Here is a 17,245-nt window from a genome sequence, read left to right as displayed (position 1 = left end):
GCGGACCGCTGGGCGAGGGGCCGCCGCCGGGCGCACCGGCCGCCGCACCGGGGCTCGGCGAAGCGCCGCCACCGCCGTCCTTCCCGTCCTCGCCGGCCTTACCGCCCTTGGCCTGCGCACCGCTCTTCGCGGCGTGGCCGGAGCGGCCGTGCCCGCCCTGACCGGACGCGGCCCCGCCGTCCGACTCGCCGATCGCCTCCTGCCGGCCGGCGGATGCGGACGGCCCGGGCTTGGCAGCCTCGTCGGTGACGCTCATGCAGCCCGCGGACGCCGCCACCGCGAGCGCGGTGACGGCCAGTCGGACGGAAGCGGGGAACTGGCGCACGGGCGGCACCTCCGGAAGGGCGTGGGTCCGCGATGGGCGGGTCAATGTGACAACTCCCGCACCCCCCCTTGGGACACGCGCCCGAGGACACGGCCTGTCCGCGAGCGCCCCGTACGGCAGCGCCCGCACGCCGGGCGGTCACCGCCCGAGCAGGCTCTCCGTCACCGTCAGCCCCAGGTGTACGGCGCCCAGCCCGACCAGCACCGACCCCGCCGCGTTCGCCACCGCCAGGAACCGCATGCCGCGTTCGGCCAGCCGCAGCGTCTCGTACGAGAACGTCGAGTACGTGGTCAGCGCCCCGCACAGCCCGGTCCCCAGCAGTGCCTGGAGCCCCGCCGGGTCGTCCCCGGCCAGCGCGGCACCGGTCAGCACCCCGAGCACGAGGCAGCCGGCCGCGTTCACCGTGAACGTGCCCCACGGGAACAGCGAGTCGTGCCGCACCTGCACCGCACGGTCCGTCAGGTACCGCAGCGGCGCCCCGACCGCCGCACCCACCGCCACCAGCAGCCAGTTCACCCGGCGCCCCCCGCCCGCACCGGGGAGACCAGCCGCCGCGTCACCGACGCCGCCAGCCACACCGCACCCAGCGCACCGGCCAGAGTGAGCCCGGCGTACGCCAGCGCGGTGCCCGCCTCACCCCGGTCCAGCAGCCGCGAGAAGTCGACGGCGTAGGTGGAGAACGTCGTGAAGCCGCCGAGCACACCCGTTCCCAGGAACGGCCGCACCAGCGGATGCGCCGTCCGGCCACCCTCGCCGGCCAGCGCCATCAGCACCCCGATCAGCGCGCACCCGGCCACGTTGATCCCGAAGGTCGCCCACGGGAAGCCCCCCGGGGCCGCCGGCCACAGCAGCCCGATGCCGTACCGGGCCAGCGCGCCCAGCGCCCCGCCGGCCGCCACCGCGGCCAGCACCCGGCCCTGCGGCTCCGCCCGCTGTGCGGGCACGTGCAGGTCGACGTCCGGGTCGATCGCCTCCGCGCCCGGATCGGGCCGGTCGGTCACCCGTACCCCAGTGCGTGCAGCCGGTCGTCGTCGATCCCGAAGTGGTGGGCGATCTCGTGCACCACGGTGATCTCCGTCTCGGCCACCACGTCCTCGCGGGACTCGCACATCCGCAGGGTCGGGTTCCGGTAGATCGTGATCCGGTCCGGCAGCACGCCGGCGTACCACTCGCCGCGGTCCGTCAGCGGAGTCCCCTCGTACAGCCCCAGCAGCTCCGGATCGTCTGCCGGAGGCTCGTCCTCCACGAACACGGCGACGTTGTCCATCAGGCGCGTCAGCTCCGGCGGGATCCGGTCCAGGGCCTCCGCGACGAGCTCCTCGAACTCCTCACGCGTCATCTCCAGCACGCCGCCATTCTCCCCCCGGAGCAAACCGTTTTGGCGATACCCGATCCCATCCCATATGCTTCTCACGTCCCCGACGCGCTGGAAAGCGCCCCGGCGGGCCTTTAGCCCTCATCGTCTAGTGGCCCAGGACGCCGCCCTTTCAAGGCGGTAGCACGGGTTCGAATCCCGTTGGGGGTACGCATTACCGTGTGCAAGACTTGCTCTCGCACACTGCAAGGTCCTGTGGAGCAGTTGGTTAGCTCGCCACCCTGTCAAGGTGGAGGTCGCGGGTTCAAGTCCCGTCAGGATCGCTGAGGTCGGAAACGATCTCGTGGCTGGGTAGCTCAGTTGGTACGAGCGATCGCCTGAAAAGCGATAGGTCGCCGGTTCGACCCCGGCCCCAGCCACAAACGGAAGGCCCCGTCCAGCGGACGGGGCCTTCCTCGTGTTCACTCCCGGTCCGCCGCGGCCTTCCGGCGCCACTGCACCAGACCGGTGCCGAGCGCACCCAGTGCCACCAGCCCCAGCACCGCCCAGTCCGGCATCCCGTCGGCGAAGCCCCGCACCCACTGCTCCGCGGCGTACGAGTCGTCCACGTCGAGCAGACCCGGCAGCGCCGCGGCCCCGTCGTACGCGAGGAACAGGGCGCCCAGCGCGATGAAGAACAGCCCGGACAGCAGCGAGGTCGTGTGCAGTCCGAGGCGGCCGGCGCGCAGGGTCCGGCCACGCAGCCAGCGCCGCTTCCCCAGCTCGAACCGCTCCCACAGCAGCGCCAGCACGAACAGCGGCACCGCCATGCCCAGCGCGTACACGGCGAGCAGCAGGCCGCCGTACGCCGGGCTGCCGCTGACCGCGGCCACCGTGAGGACGCTGCCCAGGATCGGGCCGGCGCAGAAGCCGGCCAGTCCGTAGACCGCGCCGAGGGCGTACACGGACAGCGCGGTGGTCGGGCGGATCCTGCCGGACAGCTCGGCCATCCGCCGGGAGGCGAAGCCCAGACCGAGGATCTGGGCGATGCCGAGCGCGATGATCAGCCAGCCGCCGGCCAGCACCAGCTGGTCGCGGTGGCCGTTGAAGAACCGGCCCGCGAAGGACCCGGCGGCGCCGAGCGGCACCAGGGTGGTGGCCAGCCCGGCGTAGAAGATCCCGGTCCGGGCGAACAGCCGGGACGTGGAGTCGATCGAATACGCGAAGAAGGCGGGGAGCAGCAGGGCGCTGCACGGGGAGAGCAGCGCGAGCAGGCCGCCGAGGAAGGCGGCCAGGTATCCGATCTCCACTAGTTCTTCGCCTTCCCGGCTGCCCGGGCGGCGGCCTCGATGGCCTCGGTGAACGCGGACTCCGGCTGGGCGCCGGCGATCGGACGGCCGTTGACCAGGAAGGACGGGGTGGAGCTGACGCCGATCCGCTGGGCCTCGGCGGTGTCCCGGGCCAGGGCGGCCTTGGCCTCGGTGCCGTCCATGTCGCGGGTGAAGCGGGCCAGGTCCGGTACGCCGGCCTGCTTGGCCAGCTCGGCCAGCCGGTCGGCGCCGAAGCCCTGCTCCTTGGCACCCTCGGCGTAGGCGGCGGCGTGGAACTGGGCGAAGCGGCCCTGCCGGCCGGCGGCCCAGGCGGCGCGGGCGGCGGCCTCGGACTCGGCGCCGAAGATCGGGGAGTTGCGCCATTCGATGCGCAGGGTGCCGTTCTCGACGTACTTCTCGATCAGGGCGGGCTCGGTGTCGCGGGCGTACTTGCCGCAGTAGCCGCAGCGGTAGTCGGCGTACTCGATGAGGACGACGGGCGCGTCGGCACGGCCCACGGCCATCGGGTCGGCGGCCTCGCGGCGGGCCAGGGCGACCAGCTCGGGGCGGGCGCCGGCGGCGTGCGGGTCGGCGGGCGCGGCGGCCGACGAAGAGGCGGTGTCGGCGGTCTCCTCGGCAGGCGCGGTGGCCTGCCAGGAGACCAGCCCGAGGGTGACGGCGGCGAGCGCGACACCGGCGGCGGCCAGCAGCGGCTTGCGGGCCGATGCGGAGGAGGAAGAGGAGGAAGAACGGGACATGCGGGAGCTCCGTGGGACGGGTACGAACGGGGACCGGCGGGCTGGCCGGCCTCCTACACCCGCATCACGGCAAGCTCCACGGGGTCCGGCGCGGACCCCTCGGGCCCCCGCACGGCACACGGTACGGCCCCGGTGTCCGCCCGCCACCCGGTCACCCCGGGCACCGCGCGCGCCAGGGGCACGGCGGCGTGCTCGGCACTGCGCGCAGGCGCGCCGGGCACCGGCCCGTGCGGGTCCCGGTCGCCGGGGTCGCACCCCGGTCCCTGCCCGGGCCCGAGGACCGCGGCCGTGTCCGCCCGGCCGGCGGGCCGTGCGGCAGGGGCCGCGGAGGCCGGTTCCGAAGCCGGCGCGGCGACCGGCGCGAAGACCGGCGAGGACGCCGCTGCGGAAGCAGAAGCGGAATCGGTGGATGGGGCCGGGCCCACCCCGCACAGCACCCCCGCCAGCGTCAGCACCAGGACGAGCCCTGCCACCAGCGCCGTCACGAGTGCCACGGGACGGGGTCGGCGGGGCATGCGGTGGGCGCCTCTCACTCGCGTGGCGGATCGGTTCGGGGGATCTCGTCCGGAAATGGTACGGGGTGGCACCACAAATGCGTTCGCCGCCCGCGGCCCGCGGGTGAGAGCATCGAACTTGTATGTCTACTTCCTTCGCCGCCCTGCAGACCCGCCTCGGTGAAATCTCGCTCCGCGACGCTCACCGGCTCGGCCGTCGTCTCGAAGGCGCCCGCCGCATCCGCAAGCCCGAGGCCCGGCAGGCCGTCCTCGACGAGATCGCCACGGAGGCCGACCGGGCAGCCGAGCGGGTGGCCGCGCGCGCCGCGCGCAAGCCCGAGATCACGTATCCCGAGGCCCTGCCGGTCAGCCAGAAGAAGGACGAGATCGCCGAGGCGATACGCGACCACCAGGTCGTGATCGTCGCCGGCGAGACCGGCTCCGGCAAGACCACCCAGATCCCCAAGATCTGCATGGACCTCGGCCGCGGTGTCCGCGGCATGATCGGCCACACCCAGCCGCGCCGGATCGCCGCCCGTACCGTCGCCGAGCGCATCGCCGAGGAGCTGAAGTCGGAGATCGGCCGCACCGTCGGCTGGAAGGTCCGCTTCACCGACCAGGTCGACGCCGAGCAGACCTACGTCAAGCTGATGACGGACGGCATCCTGCTCGCCGAGATCCAGACCGACCGCGAGCTGCGCGCGTACGACACGATCATCATCGACGAGGCGCACGAGCGGTCCCTCAACATCGACTTCCTGCTGGGCTACCTGGCCCAGCTGCTGCCGCGGCGCCCCGACCTCAAGGTCGTGATCACCTCCGCGACCATCGACCCCGAGCGCTTCTCCCGGCACTTCGGCGACGCCCCGATCGTCGAGGTCAGCGGCCGTACGTACCCCGTCGAGGTGCGGTACCGCCCGCTCCTGGAGGGAGCCGACGAAGACTCGGCGGAGAGCGACCGCGACCAGATCACCGCGATCTGCGACGCCGTGGACGAGCTCCAGGCCGAGGGCCCCGGCGACATCCTCGTCTTCCTCTCCGGCGAGCGCGAGATCCGCGACACCGCGGACGCCCTGGAGAAGAAGAAGCTCCGCTTCACCGAGGTGCTGCCGCTGTACGCCCGGCTGTCGCACGCCGAGCAGCACCGCGTCTTCCAGCAGCACACCGGACGCCGGATCGTGCTCGCGACGAACGTGGCCGAGACCTCGCTGACCGTCCCCGGCATCAAGTACGTGATCGACCCGGGCACCGCCCGGATCTCCCGCTACAGCCACCGCACCAAGGTCCAGCGGCTGCCGATCGAGCGGATCTCGCAGGCCAGCGCCAACCAGCGCAAGGGCCGCTGCGGCCGTACCTCCGACGGCATCTGCATCCGGCTGTACTCCGAGGACGATTTCAACGCCCGTCCGGAGTTCACGGACGCGGAGATCCTGCGGACCAACCTGGCCTCCGTCATCCTCCAGATGACCGCCGCCGGCCTCGGCGAGATCGAGAAGTTCCCCTTCATCGACCCGCCGGACCACCGCAACATCCGCGACGGCGTGCAGCTCCTCCAGGAGCTGGGCGCGCTGGATCCGGCCCAGAAGGATCCGAAGAAACGGCTCACCACCATGGGCCGCCAGCTCTCGCAGCTGCCCGTGGACCCGCGGCTGGCCCGCATGGTGGTGGAGGCGGACAAGAACAACTGCGTCCGCGAGGTCATGGTGATCGCGGCGGCCCTGTCCATCCAGGACCCGCGCGAGCGCCCGTCCGACAAGCAGACCCAGGCCGACCAGCAGCACGCCCGCTTCAAGGACGAGACCAGCGACTTCCTCGCCTTCCTCAACCTCTGGCGGTACGTCCGCGAGCAGCAGAAGGAGCGCGGCTCGTCCTCGTTCCGCCGGATGTGCAAGCAGGAGTACCTGAACTTCCTGCGGATCCGCGAGTGGCAGGACATCTACACGCAGCTGCGCACGGTCGCCAAGACGATGGGCATCCACGTCAACGAGGCCGACGCCCCCGAGCAGCATGTGCACGTCTCGCTGCTGGCCGGCCTGCTCTCGCACATCGGCCTCAAGGACACCGACAAGAACGAGTACCTGGGCGCCCGGTCGGCCAAGTTCGCGATCTTCCCGGGGTCGGCGCTGTTCAAGAAGCAGCCCCGGTTCGTGATGTCGGCGGAGCTGGTGGAGACCTCGCGGCTGTGGGCCCGGGTCAACGCTAAGGTCGAGCCGGAGTGGGTGGAGCCGCTCGCCCAGCACCTGATCAAGCGCACGTACAGCGAGCCGCACTGGGAGAAGGACCAGGCCGCCGTGATGGCGTACGAGAAGGTCACCCTGTACGGGGTGCCGATCGTCGCCCAGCGGAAGATCAACTACGGGAGGATCGATCCCGAGGTCTCGCGCGAGCTGTTCATCCGCAACGCGTTGGTAGAGGGCGACTGGCGGACCCACCACAAGTTCTACGCCGACAACCGCAAGCTGCTCACCGAGGTCGAGGAGCTGGAGAACCGGGCCCGCCGCCGCGACATCGTCGTGGACGACGAGACCCTGTTCGACTTCTACGACCAGCGGGTCCCCGAGCACGTGGTGTCGGGTGCGCACTTCGACTCCTGGTGGAAGCACAAGCGCCGGGAGGAGCCCGAACTCCTCGACTTCGAGCGGGAGATGCTCCTCACGGAGAAGGCCGCCGGGGTCACGAAGGACGACTACCCGGACTCCTGGCGGCAGGGTCCGCTGAAGTTCCGGGTGACCTACCAGTTCGAGCCGGGCGCGGATGCCGACGGCGTGACCGTCCACATCCCGCTCCAGGTCCTCAACCAGGTCACGGACGAGGGCTTCGACTGGCAGATCCCGGGCCTGCGCGGGGAGGTGGTGACCGAGCTGATCCGGTCGCTGCCCAAGCCGATCCGCCGGCACTGCGTTCCCGCGCCGAACTACGCGACCCGCTTCCTGGACTCTGCCGTTCCGCTCCAGGAGCCGCTGGTCACGACGCTGGCCCGGGAGCTCCACCGGATGACGGCCATCCCGGTCACGGCCGACGACTTCGACCTGGGCCGGATCCCCGAGCACCTGAAGATCACGTTCCGGATCGTCGACGAGCGGCGCCGGAAGCTCGCCGAGGACAAGGACCTGGAGGCCCTGCGCCTCACGCTGAAGCCGAAGGCGCGCCAGGCGCTGTCCAAGGCCGCGGCGGCGACCGCCGAGCGGGCGGGCGGCGAGTCGGTGGAGCGCAAGGGCCTGACCGACTGGACGATCGGCAGCCTGGACCGGGTCTTCGAGACCCGGCGCGCGGGCCAGCCGGTGAAGGCGTACCCGGCGCTGGTCGACGAGGGCGACAGCGTGGCCGTACGTCTCTTCGACACGGAGGCCGAGCAGCAGCAGGCGATGTGGCGCGGCACCCGGCGGCTGATCCTGCTGAACATCCCGGTGAACCCGGCGAAGTTCGCCTCGGACAAGCTCTCCAACCAGCAGAAGCTGGCGCTGTCCCGGAATCCGCACGGCTCGGTGCAGGCACTGTTCGAGGACTGCGCCACCGCGGCGACCGACAAGCTGATCGCGGACCACGGCGGGCCGGCCTGGGACGAGCAGTCGTTCCGGAAGCTCTACGACAGCGTGCGGGCCGACCTCGTGGACACGACCGTACGCACGGTGGGCCAGGTGCAGCAGATCCTGGCTGCCTGGCAGGCCTGTGAGCGGCGCCTGAAGGGCACGAACAGCCTCGCCCTGCTGAACAACGTGCAGGACGTCAGGAACCAGCTGGCGGCCCTCGTGCCGGCCGGTTTCGTGACCCTCACGGGCCTGCGCCGGCTGCCGGACCTGATGCGCTACCTGGTGGCGGCCGACCGGCGGCTCCAGCAGATGCCGACGGGGGCCCAGCGCGACACCACGCGCATGGAGAAGGTCCACGAGATGCAGGACGAGTACGCCTGGCTGCTGGAGCAGCAGCCGAAGGGCCGGCCGGTCCCGGAGGCGGTCACGGACATCCGCTGGATGATCGAGGAACTGCGCGTCAGCTACTTCGCCCACGCGCTGGGGACGGCGTACCCGGTCTCCGACAAGCGGATCGTGAAGGCCATCGACGCCGTGGTCGGTGCCTGAGAAGGGCCCGGGAAGGCCCGGCAGGACCCCGGCGCCGTCTGACGGGGCCTTGGTTCGACGCACCCCGCGGGCTGTTGTACAGTTCTCGTCGTAGCCGCGCGTCGGCGACAACGAGGTCCTGTGGAGCAGTTGGTTAGCTCGCCACCCTGTCAAGGTGGAGGTCGCGGGTTCAAGTCCCGTCAGGATCGCTTTTCACTCAGGGCCCGCATCTTTCGAGATGCGGGCCCTAAGGCGTTTCCGGACTCTCTCGCACCCGGCCGCGTCCGGACTCCACGTCCGGACTCCACGTCCGGACTCCCGCATCCGGAGACTCGTGCGCGCAGACTCCCGGACGGATGTTTGAACACCCCCGCGGAGCGGAATGATTAATTCCGATTAGCCGACCGCACAAAGTCCCCCGACCGCATGACCGGTCTCTCCTGCGGAGTCCCCTTACGGGTGCAATGCCGGATGTACAAGAGTTATCAGATGTGACGGGTGTCACCGTATGAGTTTTTGGAACTACACCATTTATCGCACCCATACAGGCCTTCAATTTAATATGTGCAATGGCACCTCCCTTGGACCCCTCCCCGGCAACCCGAGCGGAAGGCCCGGCAGCGCTCCCGGCGGCACGCCGGTCCGGCGCCCCTCCCCGGTCCCGTCGGCCGGAGAGGGCACAAAAAAAATCGCGCTGGACCCGGCGGAGTCCAGCGCGATCGACGGTGCGGGCCTGTTGGGGCAGGTCCGGCCGCATAAAGCTAGGTGGGGCCATCGGATTGGGGGACCCGATAAACGCCCGGCAAAACGGGGGTGCTGTGGTGCTGCTGTGCTCAGGCCTCGCTGCGCTGCTGCGGAATACCCGCAAGCAGGGCGCGGACCTCAGCCTCGCGGTAGCGGCGGTGCCCACCCAGCGTGCGGATGGACGTGAGCTTGCCGGCCTTGGCCCAGCGGGTAACCGTCTTCGGGTCCACGCGGAACATGGTGGCAACCTCAGCCGGGGTCAGCAGCGGCTCGGCATCAGGGGTGCGAGCGGTCATGAGCGGCCTCCTCGGGAGAACCGAACCATCTCGGTTCTTTCCTCTAAATTCTGCACCTTGGCCCGCGTTGCCCGAAATGGACAGACGCGGGCCGAGTCGGTTATAGGACGAACGGCTTGTCCTCGGCACTACAACTACACCATCCGTCCAGCCTCGTCGGCCAAACCGATGGAATTGCCCTCTGAGGTGTTCATCCGCGACGGAAGCCGATGGACCAGCCCATAACGGACAGTCACCCCACAGTGACGATCAGTCACACAGCGATCGGGGGCCGCAAAAGACCCCCCATAGAGTGCATTACCGAGCATTCCGCCCGTAGATGGGCGGAAGGAACCCTCCCCGGACTCCTTGTCCTATTTTGGCACGAGGGTAGGGGAACGGCGCAAGGGTGAAGTTAGTGCGTTCCGTCACGCTTGGGCCATTGGCCCGGATCGGGACGTAGGTCCCGGCACAAAGGCCCGAGTGTTACCGATGGGCGGAATCATTGCATCCGCATCAGTTGGCGAACAGTCTTTCGCGCACCGATCGCCAGCGCGCCGCCAGAATCTCGTACACCTCGCCGGCCCCCTCCGGGTCGCCCGCGCCGAGCGCCCGCAGCCCCGCAGCCAGCTCCGCCGCCGACCGGTCGGCGGCCAGCGCCTCCGCCGGCAGCGCGTGCACCAGCCCGCCGTAGTCCACTTCGACCATCGACCGCGGGTGGAACTCCTCCAGCCACGTGCCCACTTCGACCAGCCCCGCCGCAAGCGCCGGACTGGTCCCGTGCTCCTCGTCCGAGCGCCGCAGCACCCGCAGCGCCCGCGCCAGCCGCCGCCGGGCCTGCACCATCGGCGTCCGGTACCGCAGCAGCTCCCCCGGCACGTACTCCCGCTCCTCGTCCGCGACCAGCACGAACCAGCGCAGCGGCACCTGCCAGACCGCCGTCCGGATCCACGGCCGGGCGTCCGGGTTCCGCTCCCGCCACCGCTCGTAGTCCGCCTGCGCCTGCAGCCGCACCACCGGGGGCAGCGCCTGGTCCAGCACCGGCGCCGGGAACTCCTCCACCAGCTCGCGCAGCGCCAGCCAGCCCCGCAGCCGGGTCCGCCACGGACACACCAGAAGCACCCCGTCCACCGTCGCCGTGAACGCGTCCGCGCTCTCGTGCACCGGCACCCCCACCGGCGGCACCGGCACCAGGTCCGCCAGGGACCGCCTCAGCTCGTCCTGGTAGCCGGGCGCGCAGCCCCGCCGGGCGTAGTCCGACCAATGGGTGCGCTCGGGCTCCGGAAAGGCCGCCAGGGGCTCGTAGACTCGCAGGTAGGAGGCATACGGGACGGTGAGGGAATCGGTCACCCCCACCTCCTCCCCCACCGCCCGCGCCGCTACGCGTACTCCCGCCGAGGGTGATCCTCGGCACCCGGCACCTACGGGCGCCCCGCAGGTCTTACGCTGCTCCCACACGCCCTCCCCACCCGCAGGAGGGCTTCCCCGCCGCATCACTTATGGGAGTCACCACCGTGACCGAAATGACCGACGGCGTCCTGCACACCCTGTTCCGTTCGGAGCAGGGAGGCCATGAGCAAGTCGTGCTGTGCCAGGACCGCGCCACCGGACTGAAGGCCGTCATCGCCCTCCACTCCACCGCCCTGGGCCCGGCCCTCGGAGGCACCCGGTTCCACGCCTACGGCTCCGACGAGGAGGCCGTGCTCGACGCCCTCAACCTGTCGCGTGGCATGTCGTACAAGAACGCCCTCGCCGGCCTCGACCACGGCGGCGGCAAGGCCGTGATCATCGGCGACCCGGACGTCCTCAAGAGCGAGGAACTGCTGCTGGCCTACGGCCGGTTCGTGGAGTCCCTCGGCGGTCGCTACGTCACCGCCTGCGACGTCGGCACCTACGTCGCCGACATGGACGTCGTGGCCCGTGAAACCCGCTGGGCGACCGGCCGCTCCCCCGAGAACGGCGGCGCCGGCGACTCCTCCGTCCTCACCGCCTACGGCGTCTTCCAGGGCATGCGCGCCAGCGCCCAGCACGTGTGGGGCGACCCGACCCTCCGCGGCCGCAAGGTCGGCGTCGTCGGCGTCGGCAAGGTCGGCCACTACCTGGTCGAGCACCTCCTCGAGGACGGCGCCGAGGTCGTCATCACGGACGTCCGCCAGGAGTCCGTGGACCGGATCATCGCCAAGCACCCCCAGGTCACCGCGGTCGCCGACACCGAGACCCTCATCCGCACCGAGGGCCTCGACATCTACGCCCCGTGCGCCCTGGGCGGCGCCCTCAACGACGACTCGGTCCCGGTGCTCACCGCGAAGATCGTCTGCGGCGCGGCCAACAACCAGCTGGCCCACCCCGGCATCGAGAAGGACCTCGCGGACCGCGGCATCCTCTACGCCCCGGACTACGTGGTGAACGCCGGCGGCGTCATCCAGGTCGCCGACGAGCTGCACGGCTTCGACTTCGACCGCTGCAAGGTCAAGGCCACGAAGATCTTCGACACCACCCTGGAGATCTTTGCCCGCGCGAAGTCGGATGGCATCCCGCCGGCCGCCGCCGCCGACCGCATCGCCGAGCAGCGCATGGCCGAGGCGCGCGCCTCCCGCACGGCGTAGGACGGCTCCTCCGGACGGCCCGTCGGGCACTGCGTGGTGAGACTCACTGCGCTTCGGCGGGTCGTCCGTCAATAAGGAGCTAAAATCACAGCTGACCAGCGAGTACGGGGCGTCTCGCCGGCACTGCGTCGAGGCACGTCATGCGGGCGACGTACCGTATGGCCGCTGAACCAGGTACCGTGGAAGCCCTACGGACCGGCCTCTCTACGGAGAGTCCGTTCCGAATCATGAACGCGTGTCAAGACTCTGGGGCCGTCGAGCCCCGTCACCGAGGGGGTCGAGCCATGGGGCGCGGCCGGGCAAAGGCCAAGCAGACGAAGGTCGCCCGCCAGCTGAAGTACAGCAGCGGCGGGACTGATCTGTCACGTCTGGCCAACGAGCTGGGCGCATCGACTTCGGAGCCGGTTAACCAGCCGGTTAGCCAGCCGCCGAACGGGGAGCCGTTCGAGGACGAAGACGACGACCCGTATGCCCGCTATGCGGACATGTACAACACGGATGAGGACGAGGACGACGAGTCCGGTCCCACCCAGCAGCGCCGCGGCGCTTGACTCGGCTCGACATCGGGCTGACCAGCTGAAAAACGTCTGAGCCCGGTCCAGGGACTTTTCCCCGGACCGGGTTCAGTGCTGCTCGGGTACGGCCGTGCAAGAGGCCGCAGGGCATCCGCGGCGATCGCTGCTGCAACGGCCGGCAGGGGCTGCTGCAACGACCGGCAGGGGAGCGGGCCGCAGCCCGCTCCCCTGCCGTATGTCGATGAACGTGCGAGGAACCTCGCAGGTCAGACCGCGTACACCCCGGTGAGGGTGGCGCCCTCGGTGTGCTCGCCGCGGTCCAGGATCTCGCCGGCCACCCAGGCGTCGACCCCACGGTCGGCCAGCGTGGTCAGGGCCACCTCGACGGACTCCTGCGGGACGACGGCCATCATGCCCACACCCATGTTCAGGGTCTTCTCCAGCTCCAGCCGCTCCACCCGGCCCGCCTTGCCGACCAGGTCGAACACGGCACCCGGGGTCCAGGTCGAACGGTCGACCGTGGCGTGCAGGTGGTCCGGGATCACGCGGGCCAGGTTGGCCGCCAGACCGCCGCCGGTGATGTGCGAGAACGCGTGCACCTCGGTGGTCCGGGTGAGCGCCAGGCAGTCCAGCGAGTAGATCTTGGTGGGCTCCAGGAGCTCCTCGCCGAGGGTGCGGCCGAACTCCGGGACCTCCCGGTCCAGGGACAGCCCGGCCCGGTCGAAGAGCACGTGCCGGACCAGCGAGTACCCGTTCGAGTGAAGTCCGGACGATGCCATCGCGATGACGGCGTCCCCCGTACGGATGCGATCCGCGCCGAGCAGCCGGTCGTACTCCACGACGCCGGTGCCGGCGCCCGCGACGTCGAAGTCGTCCGGTCCCAGCAGGCCCGGGTGTTCGGCGGTCTCGCCGCCGACCAGGGCGGTGCCGGCCAGCACGCAGCCCTCGGCGATGCCCTTGACGATCTGGGCGACCCGCTCCGGGTGGACCTTGCCGACGCAGATGTAGTCCGTCATGAACAGCGGCTCGGCACCGCAGACGACGATGTCGTCCATGACCATCGCCACCAGGTCGTGGCCGATCGTGTCGTACACGCCCATCTGGCGGGCGATGTCGACCTTCGTGCCGACGCCGTCGGTCGCCGAGGCGAGCAGCGGCCGCTCGTAGCGCTTGAGGGCGGACGCGTCGAAGAGGCCGGCGAAGCCCCCGAGGCCGCCGAGGACCTCGGGGCGCTGGGTCTTCTTCACCCACTGCTTCATCAGCTCGACCGCGCGGTCACCCGCTTCGATGTCGACGCCCGCGGAGGCGTAGGAGGCACCGGTGGCCGCCTGCGGAGCAGGCTCAAGGGACTCAGCAGACATGAGGTGAGAGCTTTCGTGTTCGTACTGCGTGAGGGAGTTACGGGCGGCGGAGCGCGTCGGCGGCGTCGGTGCCGCCCAGGAGCTCGGTCTCCAGCAGCTGCTTGCCCAGGAGTTCCGGGTCGGGAAGCTCCATCGGGTAGACGCCGTCGAAGCAGGCCCGGCACAGGTCCGGCTTCGCGATGGTCGTCGCCTCGATCATGGAATCGAGGGAGATGTACGCGAGGGAGTCCGCGCCCAGCGACTTGCCGATCTCGTCCACGGACATGCCGTTGGCGATCAGCTCCGCGCGGGTGGCGAAGTCGATGCCGAAGAAGCAGGGCCACTTGACGGGCGGCGACGAGATCCGGATGTGGACCTCGGCAGCGCCGGCCTCGCGGAGCATCCGGACCAGGGCGCGCTGGGTGTTGCCGCGGACGATCGAGTCGTCGACGACCACCAGGCGCTTGCCGCGGATGACTTCCTTGAGCGGGTTGAGCTTCAGCCGGATGCCGAGCTGACGGATCGTCTGCGAGGGCTGGATGAAGGTCCGGCCGACGTAGGCATTCTTGACCAGGCCGGATCCGTACGGGATGCCGCTGGCCTCGGCGTAGCCGACGGCCGCGGGGGTCCCGGATTCCGGGGTCGCTATGACCAGGTCGGCGTCGACCGGGGCTTCCTTCGCCAGCCTGCGGCCCATCTCGACGCGCGAGAGGTACACGTTGCGGCCGGCGATGTCGGTGTCCGGGCGCGCCAGGTAGACGTACTCGAAGACACAGCCCTTGGGCTTTGCTTCAGCGAAGCGCGAGGTGCGGAGGCCGTTCTCGTCGATCGCGATGAGCTCGCCCGGCTCGACCTCGCGGACGAAGCTGGCGCCCACGATGTCGAGGGCGGCGGACTCGCTCGCGACCACCCAGCCGCGCTCCAGGCGGCCGAGGACCAGCGGGCGGATGCCCTGCGGGTCACGGGCGGTGTAGAGCGTCCCCTCGTCCATGAAGACGAGCGAGAAGGCGCCCTTGACCTGCGGAAGGACCTTGCGGGCCGATTCCTCGACGGTCAGCGGCTTGCCGTCGTCATCGGTCTGGCCGGCCAGCAGGGCCGTGACCAGATCGGTGTCGTTGGTGGCCGCCACCCGGGTGGTGCGGCCGTCCTGCCGGGGCAGGGCGGCCACCATTTCGGCGAGTTCGGCGGTGTTCACCAGGTTGCCGTTGTGACCCAGGGCCAGGGAGCCGTGGGCCGTGGCGCGGAAGGTGGGCTGCGCGTTCTCCCACACCGAGGCACCGGTGGTCGAGTAACGGGCGTGACCGACCGCAATGTGGCCCTGGAGAGAGCCGAGAGAGGTTTCGTCGAAGACCTGGGACACGAGGCCCATGTCCTTGAAGACGAGGATCTGGGAACCGTTGCTCACAGCGATGCCCGCGGACTCTTGTCCGCGGTGCTGCAGTGCATACAGTCCGAAGTAGGTGAGCTTGGCGACCTCTTCACCCGGAGCCCAGACACCGAAGACGCCGCAAGCGTCCTGGGGGCCCTTCTCGCCGGGGAGCAGGTCGTGGTTGAGTCGTCCATCACCACGAGGCACGTCTTGAAGTGTAGGCGAGATCGACCACTGGTCCGAATTGGGGATACCCGGGAAATGTCACAGCACAGAGGGTGACGACACTCCTCACTTAGGGTCCGGATTCCCTTGTCGGAACACACAAAAGGAATGCACAGGGTCCCTTCGGCGGCACGCCCCGTCACGGACTGCCGCCCCAGGTGGGGCGGCCAGTCCGCAACGATCAGCCCCTGTATTTTCCTACGAAGAGCAAAGCGCGCCCGAGGCTACTTCTCGCCGGCCTTCGCGCCGAGCGATTTGCCGCTTTCGGCGGTCAGGGTGAGCGTGTTTCCGTCCACCTTCGACTTCAGCGGACCGGAACCGAGCAGTTCGGTCATGGCCTTCTCGGTCTCGCCCTCGGCGCCCTTGCACGCCTTGCGGGTCGCGGACAGCGCGCCGAACGTGACCGAGTCGCCGGAGACCTTCGCGGTGCTGCGGAAGGTGTTGCACCCGAGGTTGCCGGTGACCGTACCGTCCTCGGCGATGGTGAAGTGGGACGCGCCCCCGGGCACGGAGTTGACGCTGTCCATCGGGGAGCTGCCCGCGGCCAGCGCGTCCACGGTCCACTTGGTGCCCTTGAGCGGGGCGGCCTTCGGCGGGGCGACGGCCTTGGAGGTCAGGGTGATGACATCGCCCTTGGCGTTGGTCAGGGTCAGGCGCTCGCCGGCGGTCTTCACCGTGAGCTCGCCGTCCAGGGTCTCGGAGTACAGGGTCTCGAACTCCATGGCGTCGCAGGCCATGGTGGTGGTCGGGCCGGGCTTCACGGTCAGCTTGTCGCCGGACAGCGTGACGTCGGCCTGGAAGCGGTTGCAGCCGTAGTTGCCGCTGGCCGCCTTCCCTTCCACAAGCAGGTCGACGCCGGGGGGCGCGGCGGTCTCCTTGCCGCCGGCCTTGATGCTCTCGACGTTCCACTTGACTCCGGTCAGGGCCTCCGCAGGGGCCGAGCCGGCACCGGCGGCATCCGAACCGGTGCTGCCGCAGCCGGTGAGGGCGAGGGCGGCGACGAGGGCCGCAGGGGCAAGTCGGAGGATTCGCATGCCCCTGTGACGTGCCCGCGGCCCGGCCGGTTCCGCACCGTTCCCGAAGCCTTCCGGAACGGCCGGCCGGGCAGGCCCGTCGCCGCCGGGGAGGTCAGCCCAGCACCGGCAGGACCGCCGACAGGTCGGCCCGCTCACCGCTCGCGCCGACCTTCGCCGCGTCGACCTCCGCCGCCCAGCCGGTGCGTCCGGTGGCCAGTCGTACCCAGGTCAACGGGTCGGTCTCCACCACGTTCGGCGGCGTACCGCGGGTGTGCCGGGGGCCCTCGATGCACTGGACCACCGCGAACGGCGGGATCCGCACCTCGACCGAACCGCCCGGCGCCTTCACCGACAGGGCGTCCGCGAGCAGCCGGGTGCAGGCCGCGAGCGCCTGCCGGTCGAAGGGGATCTCCAGGCCGGCGGCCCGGTTCAGGTCGTCGGTGTGCACCACCAGTTCGACGGTCCGCGTCACCATGAAGTCGTCCAGGGTCATCGCCCCGATCCGCAGCGCCAGCGGGCGGCTGCCGGGCAGCGCGCCGAGCACCGCGGCCAGCCGGTCCGCGGCCCGCCCGTACGCGGCCTCCGCCGCCCCCTCCAGCGGGAACTCCTTGGCCGCCGCCGCGATCCCGCCCGCCAGCGGAGCCGTCGCGAACGGCCACTGCACCGCCGTGACCTCGGCCTTCGCCGGCTCCGGCCGCTCGGCCGCAGCCGCCGCCGAGTCGATCACCCAGGCGATGTGCGCGACCAGGTCCCGTACGGTCCACTCGCCGAGGTGGGTGGGGAGCGCGAGCTGCTCCGCGGTCAGCCCGCGGACGGCGGCCGTGACGTGCCCGAACTGCGCGGACACCGCCGCCCGGATCTTCGCGGGGTCGTAACTGCGGGTCTTGGGTTTCCTGGCGGTCGGCATGCGGCCGAG

At 70.7% G+C, this 17,245-nt stretch carries 14 protein-coding genes, 4 tRNA genes and 1 pseudogene; 7 read left to right on the top strand and 12 right to left on the bottom strand.

The annotated features are described in order from the left end of the window. The 4 genes and pseudogenes from LG634_RS33400 to LG634_RS33385 all read right to left on the bottom strand — a co-directional run. A pseudogene (locus tag LG634_RS33400) lies at positions 1–325 on the bottom strand (hypothetical protein); the annotation flags it as partial. 138 nt (positions 326–463) lie between these two features. Then, positions 464–841 carry a fluoride efflux transporter CrcB gene (crcB, locus tag LG634_RS33395; protein ID WP_226739550.1) on the bottom strand — a complete coding sequence of 126 codons (378 nt, stop codon included), beginning with the start codon at positions 839–841 and terminating at the stop codon, positions 464–466. After that, complete coding sequence (locus tag LG634_RS33390) at positions 838–1,326, bottom strand: fluoride efflux transporter FluC (RefSeq protein ID WP_372482540.1); 489 nt, start codon at positions 1,324–1,326, stop codon at positions 838–840. Before LG634_RS33390 ends, crcB begins: the two co-directional genes overlap by 4 nt. Next, positions 1,323–1,673, bottom strand: coding sequence for a metallopeptidase family protein (locus LG634_RS33385; protein WP_226739548.1), 351 nt, complete (start codon positions 1,671–1,673; stop codon positions 1,323–1,325). The genes LG634_RS33390 and LG634_RS33385 overlap by 4 nt, the downstream gene beginning before the upstream one ends. Positions 1,674–1,777: 104 nt before the next feature. Here LG634_RS33385 and LG634_RS33380 point away from each other — a divergent pair. The 3 genes from LG634_RS33380 (at position 1,778) to LG634_RS33370 (ending at position 2,059) form a co-directional block, all read left to right on the top strand. Beyond that, positions 1,778–1,850, top strand: a tRNA-Glu gene (locus tag LG634_RS33380). Positions 1,851–1,889: 39 nt separating this feature from the next. Continuing rightward, positions 1,890–1,963 (top strand) — tRNA-Asp (locus LG634_RS33375). Between the two features lie 22 nt (positions 1,964–1,985). Then, positions 1,986–2,059: transfer RNA gene (locus LG634_RS33370), tRNA-Phe, on the top strand. 42 nt (positions 2,060–2,101) lie between these two features. Here the strand turns inward: LG634_RS33370 and LG634_RS33365 are convergent. Continuing rightward, a complete protein-coding gene (locus tag LG634_RS33365) occupies positions 2,102–2,929 on the bottom strand; it encodes a cytochrome c biogenesis CcdA family protein (RefSeq protein WP_226739546.1) in 828 nt (275 codons plus the stop codon). Beyond that, a complete protein-coding gene (locus LG634_RS33360; RefSeq protein WP_226739544.1) occupies positions 2,929–3,687 on the bottom strand; it encodes a DsbA family protein in 759 nt (252 codons plus the stop codon). The genes LG634_RS33365 and LG634_RS33360 overlap by 1 nt, the downstream gene beginning before the upstream one ends. Positions 3,688–4,324: 637 nt before the next feature. Between LG634_RS33360 and hrpA the strand changes: the two genes are divergently transcribed. Both hrpA and LG634_RS33350 read left to right on the top strand, forming a co-directional pair. Beyond that, on the top strand, positions 4,325–8,260 hold the full coding sequence (gene hrpA, locus LG634_RS33355; RefSeq protein ID WP_226739542.1) for an ATP-dependent RNA helicase HrpA: 3,936 nt from the start codon (positions 4,325–4,327) through the stop codon (positions 8,258–8,260). A gap of 114 nt (positions 8,261–8,374) precedes the next feature. After that, a tRNA-Asp gene (locus LG634_RS33350) sits at positions 8,375–8,448 on the top strand. A 624-nt stretch (positions 8,449–9,072) separates the two neighbouring features. On the opposite strand, the gene bldC is transcribed toward LG634_RS33350, so the two are convergent. Both bldC and LG634_RS33340 read right to left on the bottom strand, forming a co-directional pair. After that, positions 9,073–9,279, bottom strand: a complete 207-nt coding sequence (bldC, locus tag LG634_RS33345; protein ID WP_003949541.1) for a developmental transcriptional regulator BldC — start codon at positions 9,277–9,279, stop codon at positions 9,073–9,075. A gap of 495 nt (positions 9,280–9,774) precedes the next feature. Then, complete coding sequence (locus LG634_RS33340; protein WP_226739540.1) at positions 9,775–10,614, bottom strand: DUF8083 family protein; 840 nt, start codon at positions 10,612–10,614, stop codon at positions 9,775–9,777. Between the two features lie 143 nt (positions 10,615–10,757). Here LG634_RS33340 and LG634_RS33335 point away from each other — a divergent pair, with 143 nt between their 5' ends. After that, entirely contained in the window at positions 10,758–11,864 is a 1,107-nt protein-coding gene (locus LG634_RS33335; RefSeq protein ID WP_226739538.1) for a Leu/Phe/Val dehydrogenase, read from the top strand. A gap of 284 nt (positions 11,865–12,148) precedes the next feature. Further along, positions 12,149–12,415 carry a DUF3073 domain-containing protein gene (locus LG634_RS33330; protein ID WP_226739536.1) on the top strand — a complete coding sequence of 89 codons (267 nt, stop codon included), beginning with the start codon at positions 12,149–12,151 and terminating at the stop codon, positions 12,413–12,415. Between the two features lie 230 nt (positions 12,416–12,645). Here LG634_RS33330 and purM read toward each other — a convergent pair whose 3' ends face one another. The 4 genes from purM to LG634_RS33310 form a co-directional block, all read right to left on the bottom strand. Next, positions 12,646–13,740, bottom strand: coding sequence for a phosphoribosylformylglycinamidine cyclo-ligase (gene purM, locus LG634_RS33325; protein WP_226739534.1), 1,095 nt, complete (start codon positions 13,738–13,740; stop codon positions 12,646–12,648). 37 nt (positions 13,741–13,777) lie between these two features. After that, entirely contained in the window at positions 13,778–15,295 is a 1,518-nt protein-coding gene (gene purF / locus LG634_RS33320) for an amidophosphoribosyltransferase (RefSeq protein WP_226739532.1), read from the bottom strand. A gap of 242 nt (positions 15,296–15,537) precedes the next feature. Continuing rightward, entirely contained in the window at positions 15,538–16,347 is an 810-nt protein-coding gene (locus LG634_RS33315; RefSeq protein WP_226739530.1) for an META domain-containing protein, read from the bottom strand. Between the two features lie 94 nt (positions 16,348–16,441). Further along, a complete protein-coding gene (locus tag LG634_RS33310; RefSeq protein ID WP_226739529.1) occupies positions 16,442–17,236 on the bottom strand; it encodes a maleylpyruvate isomerase family mycothiol-dependent enzyme in 795 nt (264 codons plus the stop codon). Between the last annotated feature and the right edge of the window lie 9 nt (positions 17,237–17,245).

It is taken from the genome of Streptomyces bambusae, assembly GCF_020532645.1.
In the GTDB taxonomy this organism is placed as follows: domain Bacteria; phylum Actinomycetota; class Actinomycetes; order Streptomycetales; family Streptomycetaceae; genus Streptomyces; species Streptomyces bambusae.
Note: the sequence above shows the minus strand (reverse complement) of the source record. Positions and strands in the feature narration are given on the sequence as shown.